The organism is Kribbella monticola (assembly GCF_003261635.1).
GTDB classification, from domain to species: Bacteria; Actinomycetota; Actinomycetes; order Propionibacteriales; family Kribbellaceae; genus Kribbella; species Kribbella monticola.
Window position 1 is genome coordinate 23,216 of the sequence record NZ_QFXK01000039.1, and the last position, 22,174, is coordinate 45,389.

Below are 22,174 nucleotides of genomic sequence, written 5' to 3' on the forward strand. Positions count from 1 at the left end.
CGGGCCTGTCGGGGGCCGCGTCGCCGCGCTCGGACCGGCCAGCGGTCGGCGCTCTCGCCGCGTGTGGACCGGCTATCGTCCGGCCTCATGGAGATCTTTCTGATCGGTGGCGGGCGCGCCGCCCGAGCCGCCCACGAACCGTTCGTCCGGGCGTGCGGCGGCGGGCCGATCGTCGTCTTCGCACTCGACGACGACGATCTCGACATCGCCCGGTGGGAAACGACGCTGAAAGACGCGGGCGCAACGGAGGTCACCGTCGTACCGGTCTCGTCAACGCGACCGCCTCGTCCCGCCGACCTGACCGACGCGGCCGGCGTCTACGTCGCCGGCGGCCTGACCCCGGAATACCGCGACGTCCTCGTCGACGCCGGCACCGACTGGCTCGACGTGGCCCGCGCCAACGACCTGCCGTACTGCGGTTTCTCAGCAGGCGCCGCCATCGCAGCAGAGCAGGCCCTCGTGGGCGGCTGGCAAACGACGTACAACGACCAAACCCTCGACGTCTGCGACCCCGACCTCGCCGAAGACCTCGACCACCTGACGATCCTCCCGGGCCTAGCCCTCGTCCCCTTCATCGTCGACATCCACGCCGCCCAATGGGGCACCCTCTACCGCCTCACCCACGCAGTCCTGGCAACCGGCCGCGAAGGCTGGGCCATCGACGAAAACACCGTCCTAGCCCTCTCCTCCAACACCACCCCCACCCTCCACGGCCCCGGCGCCGCCACCCCCACCGTCCACGGCCCCGGCGCCGCCACCCACATCCGCCGGACCGGCCCCTCCTCCACCACCATCACAGTCTTCACCGCCTAACCCCCTTCACCGCCTAACCCACTTCACCGCCTAACCCCCTTCACCGCCTAACCCCCTTCACCCCCTAACCGCCGTACGCCGACCCCGCTTCGCCCCTCCTCGGGCGTACGGACGGACAGGAGGTACTGCGTCGAGCTGCGACCCAGCACTCGCGCTTGAGCGTGAGCTGCCCTCGTAAGCGTGACTACGTCCTGTCCGTCCGTACAGCTGCCGCGCTTGCAGACAGCGAGACTGGCGGGATCTTGCGGTGTGAGAGCGCTCTAGTTCCGGAACCGGTGGGGTCTTGACCGGGGGGCGGGGAGGGCTGAGAGTCGGGCGCGACGCGGGTGTGAGGCTCGCGCTGCAACTGAGGAGTCGCCCATGCTCAGGTGGACTGCCATCCATCCCCGACGAACCCGCTCATCCTCGCCGGCCAGGCGATCGAGCACGGCTGGACGACCCGGCCGGACCAGTCAGACCGGTCAGACCAGCCAGGCTAGTCGGATCGGCCGGGCCAGTCGGATCGGCCGGACCGGTCGGACCGGTCGGCGTACGGCGTTGATCACCACTGCCGCGCTGTTGACCGGATTGCTGCCGCTCGGAGTTGCCGGGCAGGCGGCTGCCGACGACCCCGATCCGATCGTGCTGGCCTCGTTCGAGGGGGCGGAGCCGTTCGCCTCGCCGCCGAATGCGGGGATCTTCGGGTGGGGCAGTGACGCCGACGACCCGCCGACGATGGAGTTGCAGAGCAGGGCCGATGCGCCGCAGGGCGACAAGGTGCTGCACGGGACGTACAACATCAGCGGGTACGGCGGGTTCTCGCACGACGTCACCTTCGACCAGAACCCGGGCGACTGGTCCGCGCACAAGGGCATCCGGTTCTGGTGGTACGGGCAGAACACGGCACCTCTCCCGCCCGGTTCCGGCAAGCGGATCTTCTTCGAGATCAAGGACGGCGGCGCCAACGCCGAGGCGTCCGAGTTGTGGAACACGAGTTTCACCGACGACTGGGAGGGCTGGCACCTGGTCGAGATCCCGTTCGCGGACCTCAACTACCGCGGTGACTACCAGCCCGTCGGCGGCATCGACCAGGTGCTCAACCTGACCCAGATGTGGGGCTACGCGATCACCATGCCGGTCGGGTCTCCTGGTGAGTTCGCGATCGACCAGGTCGAGGTCTACGGCAAGGCCGACCCGGCGCTCAAGGCGAGCGTGGTCACCGATGCCGGGGTTTACCCGGTCAAAGAAGGTGGCACGGCCCAAGTCAAGGTGACTGTCGCAACCACGGGCAGTACGCCGCTGGAGGAACCCGTCATGGTCGACTACCGCACGGGAACCGGTACTGCGGGCGCAAGCGACTACACCCCCGTCTCGGGAACGTTCACCTTCCCAGCCGGTACGCCGTCCGGCGCCACCCAGGTCGTCAGTGTGGTCACCAAGAAGGACCGCACCCCCGAGGTCGCCGAGACCATCCCGCTCGAGCTCTCAGTCACCGGCGCGAAAGCGCCGAGCACCACGCCTCAGATCGTCATCAACGCGCACGACCTCCCGTACCTGCACCCGAAACTCCCGGTGAAACTGAGGGTCAAGGATCTGCTCAGCCGGATGACCCTGGCCGAGAAGGTCGGCCAGATGACCCAGGCCGAGCGGAACGCGCTCAAGTCGAAGTCCGACATCGCGACGTACGCGCTCGGTTCGCTGCTGTCCGGCGGTGGCTCCGTGCCGACGCCGAACACCCCGGCCGGTTGGGCGGCGATGATCGACACCTTCCAACTGAACGCGCAGGCGACCAGGCTGCAGGTGCCGCTCATCTACGGCGTCGACGCAGTGCACGGGCACAACAATGTGGTGGGCGCGACGATCCTGCCGCACAACATCGGCATGGGCGCCACCCATGATCCGGACCTGTCCCGCCGGGCCGGCGAACTGACCGCGACCGAGGTTCGTGCGACCGGCGTGCCCTGGGACTTCGCACCGTGCGTCTGCGTGGTCCGCGACGACCGCTGGGGCCGTTCGTACGAAGGCCTCAGCGAGGACCCGGCCTTGGTGAAGGCGATGGCGACCGTCATCACCGGCATGCAGGGCAAGGCCGACGGCAGTCAGCTTGCCCAGAGCAACCATGTACTGGCGACCGCGAAGCACTACGTGGGCGACGGCGGTACGACGTACGGGTCGTCGACGACCGGCAACTACAAGATCGACCAGGGCGTCACCGAGGTCACCCAGCAGCAGTTGGAGGCGATCCACCTCGACCCGTTCAAGACCGCGGTCGATCTCGGCGTCGGCTCGGTGATGCCGTCGTACTCGAGTGTCGACATCATCGGCGACGACCAGGGGCCGGTGAAGATGCACGGCAACGCGGCGCTCATCAACGGCGTACTCAAGCAGCGGATGGGATTCGACGGCTTCGTGATCAGCGACTGGCAGGCGATCGACCAACTGCCGGGCGACTACCCGAGCGACATCCGTACGTCGATCAACGCCGGTCTCGACATGATCATGGTGCCGACCAACTACGTCGACTTCACCGCGGGTCTCACCGCCGAGGTCACCGCCGGCCGGGTCGCCCAGGCCCGGGTGGACGACGCGGTGAGCCGGATTCTCACCCAGAAGTTCAAGCTCGGCCTGTTCGAACACCCGTACGCCGACACCAGCAAGCTCGACCAGATCGGCTCGGCCGCCCACCGAATCATCGCCCGGGAGGCAGCCGCCAAGTCTCAGGTGCTGTTGAAGAACGACGCCAATCTGTTGCCATTGACAACCACCGAAAAGGTGTACGTCGCCGGCAGCAACGCCAACGACCTCGGCAACCAGATGGGCGGCTGGAGCATCACCTGGCAAGGCGCCTCCGGCAACACCACGACCGGCACCACGATCCTGGACGGCATCAAGAAGAACGTGCCGACGGCAACGTTCAGCCAGGATGCCTCGGCCCCGACCGACGGATACGACGTCGGAGTCGTCGTGGTCGGCGAGAAGCCGTACGCCGAAGGCATCGGCGACGTCGGCAACAACGGCCACACCCTAGGACTGACCGACGCCGACAAGGCGACGGTGAGCAAGGTGTGCGCGGCGATGAAGTGTGTCGTCCTGGTCGTCTCCGGCCGCCCGCAGGTGATCGCCGACCAACTCGGGGACATCGACGCCCTGGTGGCGTCCTGGCTGCCGGGCACCGAAGGCGACGGCGTCGCGGATGTGCTGTTCGGTAAGCGCCCGTTCAGCGGCCGGCTTCCGGTCACCTGGCCGCGCGCCCTCGACCAGGAGCCGCTGAACGTCGGTGATGCGGCCTACAACCCGCAGTACCCGTTCGGTTGGGGTTTGACGACGCAGGCGGCGGCTCGCCAGCAGCTGGCGACGGCGCAGAAAGACCTGCTGCGCAAGGGCTCCCGCGATGCCGCGGCACTCGCGGCGGTGGTCTACATCGAGCTGGCGTTGCGCGTGAAGGACTGGTCCGGTCCGCAGGCGCCGGGCGCTCTGGCGGCGCTCGGTCAGGCCGGGAGGTTCTTGCAGAAGTCCAAGGTGGACTCGTTCGCGGACGACGATCCCGTGGTTGGTGCGGCCCGCTGGATCGCACAGGACCAGATCGGGCAGAACCTCGACGAGGCCACCTCGAAGCTGACCTCCGACGCGGCCCATCTGGCGCTCACCGGCGACCTCAGCACCGCGATCGCCAAGCTGGCGGCGGCGTACAAGCTGCACTAGCCGCCCAACCTCAGAGGGCCGGCGGGAGCCATCCCGTCGGCCCTCTGCCGCGTCAGCCGGTCAGACCGTGACGAGTTCGCGTGTTGGCTCGGCGGGCTGGGCCGCGCTGAGCTTGTTCGGCCACCAGGCCTTGCGGCCCAGCAGAACCATGATGGACGGCAGCATCACGATGCGGACCAAGGTAGCGTCGATCAGTACGGCGACCGCCAGCCCGACGCCCATCTGCTTCATCTCGATCATCCCCAGCGTCGCGAAGACCGCGAACACCGACACCATCACAGCCGCCGCGCTCGTCACCACCCCGGCCGACTCGGTGATCCCCTTCCGTACCGCGTCGCGCGGCGACAGTCCTTCGACCACGCCCTCCCGGATCCGTCCCAACACGAACACGTGGTAGTCCATCGACAACCCGACCAGGATCACGAATAGGAACAGCGGAATCCACGACACCACGAACCCTGGCGAGGTGAAGTCGAGCAACCCCTCCGCCCAGGTGTGCTGGAAGACGAGGGACAGTACGCCGAAGCACGCGGCCACCGAGGCCAAATTGAGCAGCGTCGTCACCACCGCGATCGCCAGACTCCGGAAGGTGAACGCCATCATCACCAGCGTCAGCCCGAGCACGAAGGCGATCACGTACGGCAACTTGTCCCGCTGATGCTGCCCGTAGTCGCTCTGTGAGGCCGCCTCGCCGCCGACCGCCCAAGTTGCCCCAGGCAAGGAACTCAACGCCGCCGGAGCCAGCTTCGTCCGCAACGAGGTCAGCGCATTCTTCGCCTCAGCACTCGATTCGGAATGCGGCGACACGAGATTCAGTACTGCGGTATCGCCCGCCTGCCGGATCTTCTGCCCCGGCACCGCGACCAACTCCCCCGACTTGACCGCCGCGGACTCCAACTTGGCCAATCCTGCAGCCGCTCCGCTCGATGCCTTGACCACCACCGTGTACGACGTACCGCGGGACGGGAAGTCCTCTTGCAACGCGGTCATCGTGCGTACCTCGGGAATGCTCTGCGGCAACGTGTCGAGTCCGGCCGGCGCGGTCTTCATATCCATCGCCGGTACTCCGAGGGCCCCGATCCCGATGACCGCGACCAGCAACGCGACGCGCGGGAACCGTAGTACGGGCGCCAGGATCCGCCGGCTGATCCCGGCCGGGCCGATCCGCCGGTTGAGCCGCCAGAGCAGCGGAACACGCGGCCGGTCGACGCGGTGCCCGAGCTTCGCCAGCAACGCCGGGAGTACGGTCAGCGAACCGAGCACGGCGACCGCGACGACGACGATCGTTGCCGTCGCCATCGAGGAGAAGGTGGCGTCCTGCGCGACGTACAGGCCGGCCATGGAGACGATGACGGCCAGGCCCGAGACGACCACCGAGTGCCCCGAGGTGGCAGCCGCGATCTCCACCGCATCGAGAGTACTGCGACCGCGCCGGCGTTCCTCGCGTTCACGTTTGAGATAGAACAGCGAGTAGTCGACGCCGACAGCCATACCGATCAGCAGTACGACGTTCGCCACCGAACCGCCGTCGGGGAACAGGTACGACAGCGGCGCGTAGAAGCCGACCGCCGCGCCGACGGCCGAGAACGCCAGCAGGACAGGGATTCCGGCCGCGATCAACGCGCCGAACGCGAGCAACATGAGCACGAACGTGATCGGCAGGCTCAGCTTCTCCGCACTGGCCAGGTCCGCGCCGACGCGCTTCCAGATGCCCTTGTTCAGCGAGGCTTCGCCGGTCTCGTTGATCGACAGCTCCGGATGCGCCTGCTGTACTTCGGCGGTCGCGGCGATCAGCTTGTCGACATTGTCGGCCGCGTCGTCCGCCGTCCCTTTCAGGTCGATCGGAAGCAGAGCGGCCTTACCGTTCTCCGCCCAGACCGGTTGCCCAACGTTGCCGACGGCATCGATCGCGGTGAGCTTCTGGCGCAACTGATTGATCGCAGTGGTCGCGGTCGCCTTGTTCAGTGGGCCGTTGGTAGCTGTCAGCAGGACGGTTTCGCTCGGTCTGTCGCCGAGCCCCGCCTGTTCGATGAGCTGGGCGGCGACACCAGATTGCCCCGTCCAGGTGTCCTTGGCCTTCGTCTGCTGTTTCGGAACCGCGACCGACAAGCCGACCGCGACGACGACGAGCAACAGCCAGAGGCCGATCGCCCGCCACGGATGAGTAGCACTCCACCGTGCGGCGCGCACGGTCATCGATCCCCTGCTCATGTTCTACCTCTCGCCGACCCCGCCCAGGCACTCTGCCCGCTGCGTCGAGCCTGTCGCGATCGCCCCGGCAACTCAGGAGCTTCAAGTCCCCCACCCACGGTGGACCTAGCACTACCTACACCAGGTGTTGGGGTCAGCTGGCGGTAGGCCGGGTGCGGAGGCGGCGGAGCATGCGGGCGTCTTCGAAGCCGACGGCTCGGGCGGCGGCCTCGATCGTGGCCCCGTGGCCGATCAGGTGCTCGGCGCGTTCGAGTCGCAGGATCTGCTGGTAGCGCAAAGGCGTGAGACCCGTCGCGGCGGTGAACACGCGGGTCAGCGTCCGCTCGCTCACCCCGACACCGCGGGCCAGCTCGGCCAGCCGCAGCTGTTCGGCGTACCGGCTGTCGATCACGTCCTGGACCCGGTGCGCGAGATCGCTGACATGCCCACGGTGCCGCAGCATCGCGCTCTCCTGCGGCTCGTCACCGTTCCGCCGGGCGTACACGACCATCTCGCGCGCCACCCGAGCCGCGGCCTCGGCACCGCGGTCGACCGCGATCAGGTGCAGCGCCAGATCGATCCCGCTGGCGATCCCCGCCGAGGTGATGACGCGGTCGTCCACGACGTACAGGACGTCCCGGACCAGGCGCCCCTTCGGGTACCGCGCGGACAAGGTCTCCGTCAGGTCGTGGTGCGTCGTGTAGCTGCGACCGTCGAGCAAGCCGGCCGCGCCGAGAGCGTCCGCCCCTGAACAGACGCTCGCGACCTGGCCGCCACTCGCATGATGACTCCGCAATCGCTGCTTCGTCAGCGCCGCGATCGGCACCTGAGGCGTGAAGCGGGGAGACCGCCAGCCCGGTACGACAATGAGGTCGGCCGGGCTGAGGTCGGGCCAGTCGAGTTGCGCCTTGACCGGGATCCCCTGCGCCGTGACGACCTCGTCGGCCTCCGCCACGTAGTACAGGTCGTAACCATGTCCGAGATCGTTCGCCGTCGAGAATGCCTGGGCGGGACCGGCGAGGTCGAGCAAATGCAGTTTCGGCAGCAGCAGGAAGACGACCTTGGTAGGCATGATCCGGTCAGGATGCCACGAGCACCGGGGCAATCTCGTCGAGCGTCCGGATGGTGGCGAAACGGCCGGCCAGCGCATACTCCGTCCGCTCGGCGATCACGGCCGGGCTGAGCGTCCGCGGGTCGGCCAGGATCTCCTCGAGGGTGGCGTCGGAGGGCATCGTCCAGTGCGGTAGCAGGGTGGTCGCCGTCGCCTCGGTGACGAAGACGACGTCGTACCCGAGGTCGGACGCGACCCGCGTGGTGGTTTCGCAGCACTGCTCGGTGCGGATGCCGCTGATGACGAGTTCGCGGATGCCTCGCTGGGTCAGTAACTGCTGCAGGTTCGTGGTGGTGAAGGCGTTGTGCGAGGTCTTGGTGATCACCGGCTCGCCGGTCGCCGGGGTCAGGCCCTCGATCAGCCGGACGTGCCCCTCGGCCGGGTCGAACGCGCCGCCGGTGCCCGGTTCGGTGTGCAGGATCCAGACCACCAGGTCGCCGCGGTCGCGGGCCGCGGCGACCAGGCGGTTGACCCGGTCGGCGATGTCGGGGTGGTCGACCGCGCTCCAATTGGGGCGGACGCGGAAGGATTCCTGGACATCGATGACGATCAGTGCGCTCTGGCTCATGGCGTCGATCCTGCGGCCTGACCGGCGACTCGCAAAAGGCATCAACCGGCCCTGCACCGGACGGATCTGGTCAGCCGTGGACAAATGTATTTACAACGTTGGAGATGCAAATTGACGAATTCGAACCGTTCCAAACTATTCCAAACAGCCGAAAAGCCTGCTTACAGTGCCCGGGTCGGCACTGTGAGCGCGCTCTCCCGCCGACAACCCAGCGTCAACCAGTGAGGGGATTGCAATGCCTGACAACCTGCCCCGCCGCCAAGTCCTGCGGACCGCCGGTGCGCTCGGCCTGGGCGCCGCGGCCGTCGGCGCCCTGCAGACCGGGGCCGACGCCGCGGGAACGCCCGATAAGGTCGCCGCCATGGATGCGCACCACGGACACGGACGACTCGCCATTCGCAAGGATCCGTTCGGGACCACACCGGACGGTCAGGCGGTCGACGTCTACACCTTCGGCAACGGCCGGATCACGATCTCGATGCTGACCTGGGGGGCCACCATCCAGCGGGTCGAGACCCCCGACCGGCGCGGCCACACCAAGAACATCAGCCTCGGCTTCGACAACCTGCCCGACTACGCGGCGCTCAGCCCGTACTTCGGCGCGACGGTCGGCCGCTACGGCAACCGGATCGCCAAGGGCAAGTTCAGCATCGACGGCCACAGCTACCAGATCCCGGTCAACAACGGCGAGAACGCCCTGCACGGCGGCACGATCGGCTTCGACAAGAAGGTCTGGAAGGCCAAGGTCGTCGAGACCTCGTCCGCCGTCGGCGTCGCGTTCACCTACGTCAGCCCGGACGGCGAGATGGGCTTCCCCGGCGAGCTGACCAGCCGGGTGACCTACACACTCGACCGGCACGACAACCTGCGGATCGACTACCACGTCACGGTCGCGGGCAAGCCGACCGTGCAGAACCTGACCAACCACGTGTACTTCAACCTGGCCGGTGAAGGCTCCGGCACGATCGAGGGACACGTCCTGGAGCTGAACGCCGCGAAGTACACGCCGGTGGACGCCGGCCTGATCCCGACCGGCGAACTCGCTCCGGTCGCCGGGACACCGTTCGACTTCACCAGGCCGACGCCGATCGGCGCGCGGATCCGGGACGACCATCCCCAACTGGTGATCGGGCACGGGTACGACCACAACTTCGTCCTCGGCAAGCCCGACTCGCACGGGATGCGGTTCGCCGCCCGCTTCTGGGAGCCCGAGCACGGCCGCACGGTGACCGTCCACACCACCCAGCCCGGCGCACAGTTCTACAGCGGCAACTTCCTCGACGGCACCATCCAGGGCATCGGCCACAAGTCCTACCGCCAGGGCGACGCCTTCGCCTTCGAGACCCAGCACTTCCCCGACTCCCCCAACCAGCCGAACTTCCCGTCGACGGTCCTCCGCCCCGGCGAGGTCTTCACCTCCACCACCGTCTACACCTTCGGCACGAAGTAGACCCACGGTCCGTACTGCGGTCTCCGGGCAACCGGCAGACCGCAGTACGGAGCGCTTGTGACTTTGGAGTGGCGCCCGATCCGCAGGTGGGAGCGACCCGCTGGAGTCAGACGCGAAGGGCGGCCCAACTCGCTTAGGGTCGTGCGTATGTCGGAACCGGTGCTCGAGATTCCGTTTGCTGATGCGTTTCAGTTCGATCCGTCGCCTACGTTCGCGGAGTTGCGGGAGAACCGGCCGGTTGCGCGGGTGCGCACGCTGGCGGGGGCCGAAGTCTGGCTGGTGACGCGGTACGACGACGTACGGCTGGTGCTCGCGGATCCGCGGTTCTCGCGGGCCGCGGTCGTCAAGCAGGGAGCGCCCCGGGTCGCGCTGGCCAAGCCGATGCCGAACAGCCTGACCACGACGGATCCGCCCGAGCACACGCGGCTGCGGAAGCTGGTGTCGTCGACGTTCGCGCATCGGCGGATCGAGCGCACCCGGCCGTGGGTCGCGGAGTTGTCGGCCAAGCTCGCCGACGATGTCGCGGCCGCCGGCGACGGAGCCGACATCCGCCAACTGGTGGCGTTGCCGCTGCCGATCCAGGTGATCTGCCAGCTGCTCGGAGTCCCGTACGCCGATCGGGCCCAGTTCCGCGAGTGGACCGAGCTCGGGTACAGCATGCGGATGGCCGAGAAGGACCTGGTCGAGCAGGCGATGGCCGACCTCACGGCGTACATCGAAGAGCTGGTCGAGCGGAAGCTCGCGAACAGTTCCCGGCCGGCCGAGGATCTGCTCGACGAACTGGTGCGCGCTCGCGAGGAAGGCGATCGGCTCAGTCAGGAGGAGCTGATCTCGTTCGGCGTCAACCTGCTCGTCGCCGGCCACGAGACGTCCGCGAACCAGATCTCGAGCGTCGTCGCGACCCTGCTGCGCTGGCCGGAGAACTGGGCCCGCCTGGTCGCCGATCACTCACTGGTCGACTCCGCGATCGAAGAACTCCTGCGCTTCAACCGCTTCAGCGAAGTCGGTCAACTGCGGGTCGCGCTCGAAGACGTCGAGCTGCACGGCGTACAGATCAAAGCCGGCGACGGCGTGATGGCCGCCCTCAACTCGGCGAACCGGGATCCTCGCCAGTACGACGATCCCGACGAACTCCGGCTGGACCGGCCGGACAACAAACACCTTTCCTTCGGCTTCGGCCCCCACTTCTGCCTCGGCGCCCAGCTCGCCCGCATCGAACTCCAGGAGTCCCTCCTGGCCCTCCTCCGCCGCTTCCCCAACCTCTCCCTGGCCAAGCCCGCCGAATCCCTCCCCTGGCGCCGAGTCCTGGTAAGCGGCCTAGCCGAACTCCCCGTAAACCTAGGCCTCAACCAGACCGCTTGACGTTCAGAAGGGCGGCGGTTGGGCACTGTGGGGTTGTGGCTTCTTACGTGGATCCTGAGGGTGAGTACGAGCGGGACAGTGACTACATCAGTACGCGGATCACGGCTGATGGGCGGGATGGATATCGGGTCGAGCCGGGGCGGTATCGGCTGGTGGCGGCGCGGGCTTGTCCGTGGGCCAATCGGGCGATCATCGTACGGCGGTTGCTCGGGCTCGAGGACGTGTTGTCGCTCGGGCTGTGTGGGCCGACCCATGACGAGCGGAGTTGGACCTTCGATCTCGATCCGGGTGGCGTCGATCCGGTCCTGAAGATCCCGCGGTTGCAGGACGCGTACTTCAGGCGCGACCCCGGGTACGAGAAGGGCATCACGGTGCCCGCGATCGTCGACGTACAGAGCGGTGCCGTCGTCACCAACGACTTCGCGCAGATCACGCTCGACCTGTCGACCGAGTGGACGCAGTACCACCGCGAAGGCGCGCCCGACCTGTACCCCGAGGCGCTGCGGGCCGAGATCGATGAAGTTGCCCAGCGCATCTATACCGAGGTCAACAACGGCGTGTACCGCGCCGGGTTCGCCGGATCGCAGGAGGCCTACGAATCGGCGTACGACCGGCTGTTCGCGGCACTCGACTGGCTGTCGGAACGGCTCGCCAAGCAGCGGTATCTGATGGGCGACAACATCACCGAGGCCGACGTGCGGCTGTTCACCACGTTGGCGCGCTTCGACGCCGTCTATCACGGCCACTTCAAGTGCAACCGGAACAAGCTCACCGAAATGCCTGGGCTGTGGGCGTACGCGCGCGACCTGTTCCAGACACCGGGCTTCGGCGACACCATCGACTTCGTGCAGATCAAGCAGCACTACTACCTGGTGCACACCGACATCAACCCGACGCACATCGTCCCGAAGGGCCCCGATCTGTCGACGTGGCTGACCCCGCACGGCCGGGAAGAGCTTGGTGGAAAGCCGTTCGGAGACGGCACGCCGCCGGAGCCGCCCAGCGACGGCGAGAGGGTCCCGGCTGAACACAGCGCGAGTCGGCGCCCGTAGTACAGGAACCGTCGGAGCACACTGAGGGGACCTCAACCTTGGAAGGAGGCCGGCATGCCCGGCTCCGAGCTCTACGAGAAGTTCATGGCGCTGCACACCCGCGAAGGTGGCTTCGTCATGCCGAACGCCTGGGACGGGCTGTCCGCTCTGATCCTGGCGGAGGCGGGCTTCGAGGCGATCGGTACGTCGTCCGCGGCGCTCGCGGCCACCCTCGGCCGGCACGACGGACTCCACGCGATCAGCCTCGACGAACATCTCGACCATGCGCGCCTGCTCGGCCGGCTGACCGGGCTGCCGATCAACGGTGATTTCGAGGACGGGTACGGCGAAACGCCTGAGGACGTCGCGGGGACGGTCGAGGTCGCCGTCGACGCCGGGCTCGCCGGGATCGGCATCGAGGACAGCTCAGGCGATGCCGAGCGACCGATTCGCGACTTCGACGACGCTGTACTGCGTGTTCGTCACGCGGTCGATGCGGCGAAGGGCCGGATCGTCGTCACGGGCCGGACCGACAACTTCTTCCGCGGCAACCCGGACCTCGACGACACCATCCGCCGCCTGACCGCCTTCGCCGAAGCCGGCGCCGACGTGCTCTACGCACCGTTCCCGCCCGACCTCGCCGCGGTCCGCGCGATCGTCACCGCCGTCGCGCCGAAGCCGGTCAACATCGTCGTCTCCCCCGCCGACGGAAAGCTGACCGTCGCCGAACTCCAGGCGGCCGGCGTCAAACGCATCAGCCTCGGCATGGCGCTCTACGCCCACACCATCGCAGCCCTCGAACAAGCCACGAAGTCGCTACTCGCCGGCGACATCGCCTCAGCCACCAACGGCATCACCTTCGCCCGCCTCACCGAACTCCTGAACCAAACCCCACCGAACAGCTGACGCTTCCGGTGCGGGTCCTTCGCTAACTGGAAAGAAGCCATCGCCCTGTGCAAGTTTCTTTCCACCTGAGGCACCACGAAGGCTTGTCGACTCGGAGAGACCACGCCGCCGAAGCAGAGCTGGAGGCGGTAGGCGGGAAGTGTGTGCCTCGAATTCAGCCGGCAAGCCCACCGGCCAGCGCACCGGCGGTGCAGGAGCGGAGCGCATCGCCCACCGGTCGCCGGCGCGGCCGCATCGCCCACCGGTCGCCGGCGCGGCCGGTGGGCTCGCGCGGCACCTCGCCAACCGGTCGCCGGCATGGCCGGTCGGCCCGCGCGGCACCTCGCCGACCAATCGTCGGCGTCTCGGTGGGCCCGCGCAGCCGTCGCTCGCGACGCAGGAGAGGGGTGCGCCGGAACCGGTTGCATGGCGAGAGTTGGCGGCGGACGACACGTTTGTCAGTCGCGACGGAGGAGCGGCGCCCTGGGGCGGGTGGGTCGAGCGGCGACGGAGGAGTCGCGAAGCGGGCGTCGTACGACAGCAAACAGCCGGCCAGGGATTCTGGCCGGCTGCGGACGGGTGGGGCTAGTTCTGGTTTGCGGTGGCGAGGTTGTTTTCGGCGTCGTACTGGACGATGAAGGCTGCCGCGTCGTCGTTGCTGGAGGCAATGGCTGAGGCGAGGACCTCGGGGGTGCGGGGGCGGTCCGACGGCCAGTCGCTGAGCAGGGCCCAGGCGCGCTGGCGCTTCTTGTCGAGGTCGCCACCGGCCGAGGTCTTCGGCTTCGGGGCGGCCGGGCGGCTCGGGGTCGTCCGAGCGGTCACCTCGCGGGCGATCACGGTCGGCTCCTCAGCGCGTACCGGCTCGGAACCAGCCGGTACGGCGGGCTCCGGCGACGCGGCAACGACCGGCTCCTCGACCGACGGCACCGGCGCGGTCGACGAGGGAACGCTGTTGCGTACCACGGTCTTCGGCTTCCGCGCCGCGGCCGGCTTCGGCAGCGAAGGCTTCACCACAGCAGGCTTCGGCGCTGCCGGTACGGCGGATCCGCCGGCCGGCTGCTTCGGCGCCGCCGGTACGAGGTGCTCCTGCTCAACGACGGGCTGAGCGACCGACTGAGCAACTGGCTGAGCAACTGGCTGGCCAGCCGGCAGGTCCGCTTGCGGGACAGCGGGTGCGACCGGCTCCGGGACAACCGGCGCGAACGGTGAGGTCTCGTGGACGACAGGCTTCACGTACGGCGAGCTGGCCGCCTCTTCGACGACCTCTGCCTCGTCCGCATCATCCGTACTACGGTCGTACGGCAGGTACTCGACGGCCATCAGTTCACCGGTCATCGCCTCGCCCCACTGGTCGTCGTCGCGCAGCGGCACTCCGCCCGGGCGAAGCTGCTGAGCCGGGACCTGCTGGGCCGGCAACTGCTGCACCGGCGGCGTCGTACCTTCGACGACCCACACGGCGGCGCGCAGATCGGTTCGCTCGTCCTTCACCGGTTCGGGCTCCGGCTCCTCGGGCGGCGGCGGCGAGATCGCGAGCGTCAGCTTGTTGGTGACGACCTCGTAGTTGATCCGCTCCTCGAGCATCCCGGCCAACCGGTCCGCGTCGTACGTCGTCTCGGCGATCTTCGCGAGCCGCTCGTCCTGGTGCTCGGAACGGATGTACTCGGCAACGGTCCCGGCGATCGCGTCGCGGCGGGCGTTGTTGCGGATCTGGTGCCGCGCGGCACGCAGGCTCTCGTACAGCCCGTACCCGTGCTCGAGCGCGATCGACCGCGCCAGCCAGGTGACCTTCGGCTCGCGGGCCCACTGGACCACGCCGTACACGGGTCCGGTGGTGGCCATCTGGCCCGCCTTGCGCAACGCGTCGCGGCGACGGGCGGAGCTGTGGATCAGCCACAGCACATAGGCGAACGCAGACAGGCCGCCGAAGCCGAAGGCGAGGAACCGCTCCTCCGGCCGCCAGTGACCGACCACGTTGAAGACGAGCGCGACGATCGCCGCGAACAGCGACATCGCGCGGTAGGCGTAGGCCTGCTCCCCCTTGCGACGACGAAGGTCGGCCAGCGCCGCGGTCGCGACACCGCCGAGCTCGATGACGGCGACGGCGGGCGTGACGAGGGCGATCTTGAGGAACGGTGAGAAGCCCTCGTCGGGCCACGGGATGTGCGTGACGCCGGCCCAGACCTGACCGACAAGGGCGGCCGTGGCCGCGGTGGCGTAGAAAGCGTAAGCAACTTTGTCAGCACCGGTGAGAGGTACGTTGGCGAGCTCGCCAGTACTGGTGCTGGTGGTGTTCTCCTGCAAGACGTGGTCTCCTGACCGGTTTGGGCTCTCCGGCAGTTCGTCGGCGATGTTGATGCGGCCTCCCCAGGTGGCTGGACGAGGCTACCGGTTCCGGGGCCCTCCCGGGGAGTCGATCCCGGAATCGATCTGCTACTGCTACCCCACCGTCCCCAACGAACGTCTGCTTCACACTTCCAACGCCCGCACACCCCGACCCATCACGGAGGATAACCCGCGCGTCCCGGCAACCTTCGCAGTACGGAACCACGCCCTTCCGTACTACGTGCCGCCGGCTCCGGGTCATCGACTTGCCGCGGCCCGTGCGTGCGGCAACGATCTCAGAAACTGGAACGATCTCCGAAACCCTGGGGGGACGAGCGTGATCAAGACAAGCAGGTCGCTGGTCGATCCGGTGGCCCTCCGCGACCACTTGAGCGAGGTCTACGGCATCGACTTCCGTGGCTGCACCTTGATCCGGTCGCTCGTCAACGACGTCTACCACCTGGCGAATTCCGAGCACTCGTACGTTCTCAAGCTCTATCGCGCGGGTGGACGGCCACCGGCGGAAGTGCGTTGGGAGGCCGAGCTCGCGACTCACTTGAGCAACGCGGGCCTCGCGGTCCCGCAGGTGGTACCTCTGGCTGACGGCTCCGAGGTGGGACTACTCGAAGCAGCCGAGGGCGCGCGACCGTATCTCCTGTCCACATTCGTACTGGGCACCAAGCCGCGTCCCCCGTTCACCGGCGAGCTCTACCGATCCTTCGGCGAGTTGGTCGCAACCTTCCACGACGCCGCCGACACTTTCCGCAGCACGAATCCGAGACGCCCCGCGGACCTTCACCACACTCTCGACAGGCCGCTCGCCGAGATCGCCCCAGACCTCGCGCCGCCCGACCGCGAACTGCTCGAAGGACTGGCGATCGCAGTACAGGATCACTTCGCGCGCGACGACGGACGGAGCTGGGGCATCTGCCACGGAGACGTCACTCTCGACAACATCCTGCAGAACGGTGCCGGTCTCACGATCCACGACTTCGACCTGTCGGCCGAGGGATATCGCGCCACCGACTTCGCGGGCGTCGCGGGCACTGCGCACTGGAGCAGCTTCGTCGACGGCTACACCACCAAGCGCCCGATCGCGACTGCCGACCTCGCTGCCATCCCCTACCTGAGAGTCGTGGGCGCTATCTCGAACCTGCGCTTCCATCTCCAAGACAAACCGCTGATCCGTGGCACCGAGTCCCTCCACGAAGGTTGGGTCGACGGCGAACTCGACGTACTGCGGCGAGCTGCCGTCGACCTGCTCTGATGCAGCGATGGGTCAGTCGATCAGCGTCTTCTGAGCCTGGGCAGCCAGGTGAGCCGATCGGGGGTCGTCCGAGGTGCCGTCGGCGACCAGTACGGCGTACCGGAAGTGGAGGGTTTCGCCGGGTGGGAAGGGCAGCTCCTCCGAGAAGAACGGGGCTGGGCAGACAGCCGCGAAGTCTTCGGAGCGGACGAACCATTGCGGCGGGTGCCGCGGGTTGTCGGTGGCGTCGGCGATGATCACCGTAGATCCACGGTCGACCTCGTCGTGCTTGCCGGAGAAGCCCATCCAGGCCGCTCGCTGGCCGCGCAGGTCGTCGCCACCGAGCCCTTGCGGCGCAAGGACAGTTCCACCCGTGAAGGACCGCGGACCCCGCCAGAACAGCCCGCCGTACCCAGCGTTCTCGCGGCCGGCCGTTGTCGGGCTACCGATCTGCACGTTCTCGCCGGAGACGTTCGTCATCGCAGTCTCGTAGACGAGCACCCAGCCGTCGTCCGTCAGCCGCGTGGACAACGTGCGGGTCTCGTCGACCACGTGCGCGCCGGCTTGCGTGTGCCAGGACAGCCGATGCGTGAAGCGGACCAGGTCGTCCGACACGTCGAGCGCCTCGATCTCGTCGTGCACCATCGCGCCGTTGTTGTCGAGCTGCTCGTACCCGTTCTCGCGCGAGAACGTCGGCCCACCCCAGAAGTTCTCGTGGCCGAAGTGCGGCAGCGACCAGGTCAGCCCTTTGTGCCAGATGTGGTCGTGCGGGCGGTAGACGGAGACCAGGTCGCCGCCGAGCGTGCGCATCGGATGCAGGTACGGCCGCGGCGACTCCAACTGCGGATCCGTCGGGTTGTACACGTAGGTGAACAGCTCCCCGTCGCCGGCCGTCACCTGGATCGACCGGCCGACCGCATGATTGCAGCCCAATGCTTGCGTCATCTATCCGTGCTCCTCGTCATCTCGTTTGGTCGCCCACGGCGCGCCCAGCTCGCTGAACAGCGCAAGCTCCTCACCCGCCCGCGTCACCCACTTCTCCACCTCGGCCACGATCGGGCGCCGCTCCAGCCCTTCACCATCCCAGCGGATCAGCCGGGCCGGTATCTCCAGCGGCGCCGGCGCCACCCGAACAGCCTCGACCACCCGAGTGAACCCACCGGTCTCCGCGAACGGCGCCAGCAACGGCACCGAAGGATCGGCCCGATGGTCCAGCAGGTTCTCCAGCAGATCGTCCCGCCCGTACTGCGTATCGCTCGTCCGCCCGTTGATCGTCAACGACAGCCGGTCCACCGAATACCGCAGTACGGCCCGCCCCGCCGAGCCGTGCACGATCACCAACGGCTCGGGATCGTTCTGTTCGGCGCACAAGGTCAGCGCGGTCACGATCGTCGTACCGCGACTCGTCACCACCCGTACGGCGGAGGTGTCGTCGGACTCGATCGGATTGGCCCGGAACAACTCGGTCTCGACCGACGCCACCTGGTCGGCGCGCCCTGAACCATCGATCATCAACGCGGCCGCGGTCGCATGAGCGAACGGATTCGTCACCGCACCATCAACCACATCGACGCCGTCCAGGCTCCGCCGCCCGGCCCAGCGAGCACGCTGCCAGTACTGCGCGGTGCGCACCCACGTGCCGATCGCCCCGATCCCCCGCAGTTCGCCAAGGGTCCCGTCAGCCACCAGCTCGGCCAGCGTCCGGGCGGCCCTCGATCCCGCGACCTGGAACCCGACCTGACAGATCCGCCCGGTCTCCTCGATCACCGACAGCAGGTGCTCGAACTCGGCCAGCGACGCGGCCGGTGGCTTCTCCAGCAGCACGTCGGCTCCCGAACGCAACGCGAGCTCCGCGAGCGGCACGTGGGTCTGGATCGGCGTACTGATCACCACCACGTCGACCTCGACAGCGGCGAGCAGCTCGCGCAGGTCGGCGTACACGGCCACGTCCGGCGGTAAGTCGTCATCGGGCGGCCGCGGATCGGCGACCGCGAGCAGCCGGACCCGCCCCTCGGTCGCCAACTTGATCACGTGCCGCAGATGGGTGGCGCCGTGCCCGTGCACGCCGGCCACAGCCACGGTGGCCGGCCGAGACGCCGTCGCGGCGTCCCAGCCGATCACCGGAAATCAGTTGCTGACAGCAACGTCACTTGGTGAGCTCCCCGTTGACCTCGTCGATGAACTTCTGCGCTGCCTGGTCGGGCTTCATCCGCCCGAACAGTACTTCGGTGGTGTAGCGCTGGATGATCTTCTCCACCTGACCACCACCGACCGGCGGGGGCGGCGACGGCTCGCCGAGTTCGGCGGAGATGGCCTGGATGAACGCCTGCGACGCGGCATCGGCGGGCTTCAGCTTCGATGCGACAGCGGCCCGGATCTCGGTGTTCGGCGGAACGCCGCGCTCGGCAAGCAGGATGTTGCCGGCGGCCGGGCTGTTCGCGAGGTAGTTGACGAACTCGGCCGCCTCCTTCGGGTGCTTGGAGCGCGAGGAGATCGACCAGAACATGGATCCCTTGTAGTACGCGCCGTTCTCGGTCGCCTTGCCGGTCACACTCGGCAGCCGCAACAGCTTGAGCTGCTGGCCGGAAGCCTTGCTGAGGGCGTTCAGCTGGTTGCTCCAGGCGTACCCCATCGCGAGCTTGCCGGTCGCCATCCCGGACTGGTCGAGCGGCGCGTTCATGTCCTGCGCGGTGAACGCCGCGGAGGGGATCGCCTTCGCATCCTGCATCTTGAGCAGGTTGGTGTAGAACTCGGTCACACCCTCCTTGGTGACGCCGAGCTTGCCGTCCTTGGTGAACAGCGACTGGCCGTGCTGACGGGCCCACATGTTCAGACTGGCATCGTTGGTCCCGTACGCCGCTGTGCCCCAGCCCTTGCCGTTCAGCTTCGCGCTGATCTGCGTGGCGAGCTGGCTGTACTGATCCCAGGTCCACGTCTTGTCGTCGGGCAGCGCGACCCCGGCAGCCTTGAAGACCGCCGGGTTGGCGACGATCGTGAACGCGTTGATCCCGGCGTTCAATCCGTACAGGCCGTTGTCGAACTCACCGGCGCCGAGGGTGTCCGGCTGGAACTTGCTGGTGTCCAGCCCGTCGGCCTTCTTCAGGTCGAGCAGCGCGCCGCGATCGGCGTACTCGCGCAGGTACTTCTCGTCCATCTGGATGATGTCCGGCGCGTCGTTGGCGGCGACGGTGGTGGCGAGCTTGTCCCAGTAGCCGGCCCATTCGCCGAACTCGCCCTTGATCTTGATCTTCGGGTGGTCCTTCTGGAACTCCTCGATCACCTGCTGGGTGAGCTTGTGCCGGGTGTCGGAACCCCACCAGTTGAACCGCAGCGTGACCTCGCCGTTGGCGGACTGACCGCCGGACGAGCCGCCACAGGCACTCGCGGCCAGCAGGGTGACGGCGATCGCGGCGGTCGCCAGACCACGCAGTCGCCGGCGCCTGGACGGTGCAGGTGATGACGGTGGCGGGACGCTGGTGGGACGGGAGAGCGGCCTCATGGCGGGCACCTTTCAGCGGATTACTTGATACCGGTGGTTGCGATCCCCTTGATCAGGAAGCGCTGGCCGAGCAGGAAGGCAAGGAAGACCGGGACGAGCGAGACGACCGACATCGCGAACATCGAGCCCCAGTTGGTACTGGCGGTGGCGTCGACGAACGACCGGAGCGCGACCGGGACGGTGTACATCTTCGGATCGGTCAGGTAGATCAACTGGCTGAAGAAGTCGTTCCAGGTCCAGATGAACGTGAAGATCGTCGTGGTCGCCAGCGCGGGAACCATCAGCGGCAGGATCACCCGCAGAAAGATCCCGGCCTTACCGCAGCCGTCGATCCGGGCGGCCTCGTCCAGTTCGCGCGGGATGCCGCGGATGAACTGCACCATCAAGAAGACGAAGAACGCGTCAGTGGCCAGGAACTTCGGCACGATCAGCGGCAGGAACGTGTTGATCCAGCCGGCCTGGGAGAACAGGATGTACTGCGGCACGATCACCACGTGGATCGGCAACATGATCGTCACCAGCATGATCGAGAACCAGAACTTCTTGCCGGCGAAGTCCAGCCGGGCGAACGCGTACGCCGCCAGCGAGCAGGACACCAGGTTGCCCAGCACGGCACCGAAGACGACGGCCGCCGAGTTCAGCAGGTACCGGGTGAACGGCTCGGTCAACGCGTTCCAGCCGACCCGGTAGTTGCTGATCTCCAGGTCCTTGATCAACAGGCCCGGCTCGCGGAAGATCTCGTTGCCCGGCCGCAGCGAGCTGACGACCATCCAGATCACCGGGTAGAGCATCACCAGCGCGGCCGCGGCCAGCGCGAGATGGGTCAGCACGGGCCGGATGCGAGCCCAGCCGAAGGTGGCGGACCGGCGCCGCACGGCGGCCGTCCGCAGCGTCTCAGTCGTCATAGAACACCCAGTACTTCGAGGCGATGAAGTTGATCGCGGTGAAGACCCCGATGATCACGAGCAGGAACCACGCCATCGCCGAGGCGTAGCCCATGTCGAAATTGCCGAAGCCACGGTCGTAGAGATAGAGCGTGTAGAACATCGTCGAATCGGACGGCCCGCCCGTCCCGCCGGAGACGACGAACGCCTGGGTGAACGACTGAAACGCGTGGATGATCTGCAGCACCAGATTGAAGAAGATGATCGGGGTGAGCAGCGGCAGCGTGATGCTGCGGAACCGGCGGAACGCACCGGCGCCGTCGACCGACGCGGCCTCGTAGTACATCGCCGGGATCTGGCGCAGGCCGGCCAGGAAGATCACCATCGGGGCGCCGAAGGTCCAGACGTTCAGCACGACCAGGGTGCCGAGCGCCGTACTCGGGTCCGAGATCCAGCCCTTGCCGTCGAACCCGAGCGGCTGCAACACCTGGTTCAGCAGGCCCTCGGTGCCGAACACCTGCTTCCACAGGATCGCGATCGCGACGCTGGAGCCGAGCAGCGACGGCAGGTAGAAGATCGAACGGTAGAAGGCCATACCGCGAACGCCACGATCCAGGACCACGGCCAGCAGCAGCGCCACCGCGAGCTGCAGCGGGACGGAGACGAACACGTAGGTGAACGTCACCCGCAGCGAGTTGTGCAGCCGCTGGTCGGACAGCATCCGGGTGAAGTTCTCCAGCCCGATCCACTGCGGCGCCTGGATCAGGTTGTAGTCGGTGAACGCCAGGTAGAGCGAGGCCAGCATCGGGCCGATGGTGATCACGAACAGCCCGAGCAGCCACGGCGTCAGGAACAGGTACCCCGCCAGGTTGTCCCGCTTCTTCGCCTTCGCCGGCCCGGGCGGTTTCTTCCGACCGAGCGTGCTCAGTTCCGCCAGCGCGCTCATACTTTCCTTCCTCCAGAAAGCCTTTGATGCCCGGAAAGCGTTTACCCAGGCCCGTTAAGTTAGCGCTATCACCCGACTCAGACAAGGCCTCGGCGGAGATTCGGTGACCGGATCCGGACAGCCTGTGCAGTATTGACAGGACATACTGGCCCGGCAACAGTACTGTGCACCTGGTAACCGCTTTCC

Annotated in this window: 16 protein-coding genes; 7 read left to right on the forward strand and 9 right to left on the reverse strand. The window is 67.5% G+C overall.

What is annotated here, in order from left to right; translation table 11 throughout:
- The first annotated feature begins 87 nt into the window (after nucleotides 1-87).
- The gene (locus DIZ26_RS31485) at nucleotides 88-813 is read left to right on the forward strand and encodes a Type 1 glutamine amidotransferase-like domain-containing protein (protein ID WP_112248197.1); all 726 of its coding nucleotides are present in this window, start codon (nucleotides 88-90) and stop codon (nucleotides 811-813) included.
- A 537-nt stretch (nucleotides 814-1,350) separates the two neighbouring features.
- Nucleotides 1,351-4,494: a glycoside hydrolase family 3 N-terminal domain-containing protein gene (locus DIZ26_RS31495; protein WP_112248199.1), complete on the forward strand. Its 3,144-nt coding sequence runs from the start codon at nucleotides 1,351-1,353 to the stop codon at nucleotides 4,492-4,494.
- Nucleotides 4,495-4,554: 60 nt separating this feature from the next.
- Here DIZ26_RS31495 and DIZ26_RS31500 read toward each other — a convergent pair whose 3' ends face one another.
- The 3 genes from DIZ26_RS31500 to DIZ26_RS31510 all read right to left on the reverse strand — a co-directional run bounded on the left by DIZ26_RS31500 (nucleotide 4,555) and on the right by DIZ26_RS31510 (nucleotide 8,363).
- The gene (locus DIZ26_RS31500; RefSeq protein WP_112248201.1) at nucleotides 4,555-6,690 is read right to left on the reverse strand and encodes an MMPL family transporter; all 2,136 of its coding nucleotides are present in this window, start codon (nucleotides 6,688-6,690) and stop codon (nucleotides 4,555-4,557) included.
- 148 nt (nucleotides 6,691-6,838) lie between these two features.
- Nucleotides 6,839-7,756, reverse strand: a complete 918-nt coding sequence (locus tag DIZ26_RS31505) for a GlxA family transcriptional regulator (protein WP_112248203.1) — start codon at nucleotides 7,754-7,756, stop codon at nucleotides 6,839-6,841.
- Between the two features lie 7 nt (nucleotides 7,757-7,763).
- On the reverse strand, nucleotides 7,764-8,363 hold the full coding sequence (locus tag DIZ26_RS31510; RefSeq protein WP_112248205.1) for an isochorismatase family protein: 600 nt from the start codon (nucleotides 8,361-8,363) through the stop codon (nucleotides 7,764-7,766).
- Nucleotides 8,364-8,598: 235 nt separating this feature from the next.
- On the opposite strand from DIZ26_RS31510, the gene DIZ26_RS31515 reads away from it, so the two are divergent.
- The 4 genes from DIZ26_RS31515 (at nucleotide 8,599) to DIZ26_RS31530 (ending at nucleotide 13,112) form a co-directional block, all read left to right on the forward strand.
- Nucleotides 8,599-9,813: an aldose epimerase family protein gene (locus tag DIZ26_RS31515; RefSeq protein WP_112248207.1), complete on the forward strand. Its 1,215-nt coding sequence runs from the start codon at nucleotides 8,599-8,601 to the stop codon at nucleotides 9,811-9,813.
- A gap of 147 nt (nucleotides 9,814-9,960) precedes the next feature.
- Entirely contained in the window at nucleotides 9,961-11,175 is a 1,215-nt protein-coding gene (locus DIZ26_RS31520; RefSeq protein ID WP_112248209.1) for a cytochrome P450, read from the forward strand.
- Between the two features lie 35 nt (nucleotides 11,176-11,210).
- Nucleotides 11,211-12,227, forward strand: coding sequence for a glutathione S-transferase family protein (locus DIZ26_RS31525; protein WP_112248211.1), 1,017 nt, complete (start codon nucleotides 11,211-11,213; stop codon nucleotides 12,225-12,227).
- 54 nt (nucleotides 12,228-12,281) lie between these two features.
- Nucleotides 12,282-13,112, forward strand: coding sequence for an isocitrate lyase/PEP mutase family protein (locus DIZ26_RS31530; RefSeq protein WP_112248213.1), 831 nt, complete (start codon nucleotides 12,282-12,284; stop codon nucleotides 13,110-13,112).
- 564 nt (nucleotides 13,113-13,676) lie between these two features.
- Here the strand turns inward: DIZ26_RS31530 and DIZ26_RS31535 are convergent.
- Nucleotides 13,677-15,392, reverse strand: coding sequence for a hypothetical protein (locus DIZ26_RS31535; RefSeq protein ID WP_112248215.1), 1,716 nt, complete (start codon nucleotides 15,390-15,392; stop codon nucleotides 13,677-13,679).
- 358 nt (nucleotides 15,393-15,750) lie between these two features.
- Between DIZ26_RS31535 and DIZ26_RS31540 the strand changes: the two genes are divergently transcribed.
- Nucleotides 15,751-16,680 (forward strand): phosphotransferase enzyme family protein, encoded by a 930-nt coding sequence (locus DIZ26_RS31540; RefSeq protein WP_112248217.1) that lies wholly within the window; start codon nucleotides 15,751-15,753, stop codon nucleotides 16,678-16,680.
- 12 nt (nucleotides 16,681-16,692) lie between these two features.
- Here DIZ26_RS31540 and DIZ26_RS31545 read toward each other — a convergent pair whose 3' ends face one another.
- From DIZ26_RS31545 to DIZ26_RS31565, 5 genes are read right to left on the reverse strand one after another with little or no spacing between them, the layout of a single operon-like run.
- Nucleotides 16,693-17,604 (reverse strand): DUF6807 domain-containing protein, encoded by a 912-nt coding sequence (locus tag DIZ26_RS31545; RefSeq protein ID WP_112248219.1) that lies wholly within the window; start codon nucleotides 17,602-17,604, stop codon nucleotides 16,693-16,695.
- Nucleotides 17,605-18,780, reverse strand: coding sequence for a Gfo/Idh/MocA family protein (locus DIZ26_RS31550; RefSeq protein ID WP_112248221.1), 1,176 nt, complete (start codon nucleotides 18,778-18,780; stop codon nucleotides 17,605-17,607).
- A gap of 25 nt (nucleotides 18,781-18,805) precedes the next feature.
- Nucleotides 18,806-20,158, reverse strand: coding sequence for an ABC transporter substrate-binding protein (locus DIZ26_RS31555; protein ID WP_112248223.1), 1,353 nt, complete (start codon nucleotides 20,156-20,158; stop codon nucleotides 18,806-18,808).
- Between the two features lie 20 nt (nucleotides 20,159-20,178).
- Entirely contained in the window at nucleotides 20,179-21,063 is an 885-nt protein-coding gene (locus tag DIZ26_RS31560) for a carbohydrate ABC transporter permease (RefSeq protein ID WP_112248225.1), read from the reverse strand.
- Entirely contained in the window at nucleotides 21,053-21,988 is a 936-nt protein-coding gene (locus DIZ26_RS31565; protein WP_112248226.1) for a carbohydrate ABC transporter permease, read from the reverse strand. The genes DIZ26_RS31560 and DIZ26_RS31565 overlap by 11 nt, the downstream gene beginning before the upstream one ends.
- Nucleotides 21,989-22,174: the final 186 nt, after the last annotated feature.

Coding starts and splice junctions, on each gene's coding strand:
- DIZ26_RS31485 (WP_112248197.1), top strand. CDS start 88: ATGGAGATCTTTCTGATCGGTGGCGGGCGCGCCGCCCGAGCCGCCCAC.
- DIZ26_RS31505 (WP_112248203.1), bottom strand. CDS start 7,756: ATGCCTACCAAGGTCGTCTTCCTGCTGCTGCCGAAACTGCATTTGCTC.
- DIZ26_RS31520 (WP_112248209.1), top strand. CDS start 9,961: ATGTCGGAACCGGTGCTCGAGATTCCGTTTGCTGATGCGTTTCAGTTC.
- DIZ26_RS31545 (WP_112248219.1), bottom strand. CDS start 17,604: ATGACGCAAGCATTGGGCTGCAATCATGCGGTCGGCCGGTCGATCCAG.
- DIZ26_RS31555 (WP_112248223.1), bottom strand. CDS start 20,158: ATGAGGCCGCTCTCCCGTCCCACCAGCGTCCCGCCACCGTCATCACCT.
- DIZ26_RS31515 (WP_112248207.1), top strand. CDS start 8,599: ATGCCTGACAACCTGCCCCGCCGCCAAGTCCTGCGGACCGCCGGTGCG.
- DIZ26_RS31560 (WP_112248225.1), bottom strand. CDS start 21,063: ATGACGACTGAGACGCTGCGGACGGCCGCCGTGCGGCGCCGGTCCGCC.
- DIZ26_RS31510 (WP_112248205.1), bottom strand. CDS start 8,363: ATGAGCCAGAGCGCACTGATCGTCATCGATGTCCAGGAATCCTTCCGC.
- DIZ26_RS31530 (WP_112248213.1), top strand. CDS start 12,282: ATGCCCGGCTCCGAGCTCTACGAGAAGTTCATGGCGCTGCACACCCGC.
- DIZ26_RS31565 (WP_112248226.1), bottom strand. CDS start 21,988: ATGAGCGCGCTGGCGGAACTGAGCACGCTCGGTCGGAAGAAACCGCCC.
- DIZ26_RS31500 (WP_112248201.1), bottom strand. CDS start 6,690: ATGACCGTGCGCGCCGCACGGTGGAGTGCTACTCATCCGTGGCGGGCG.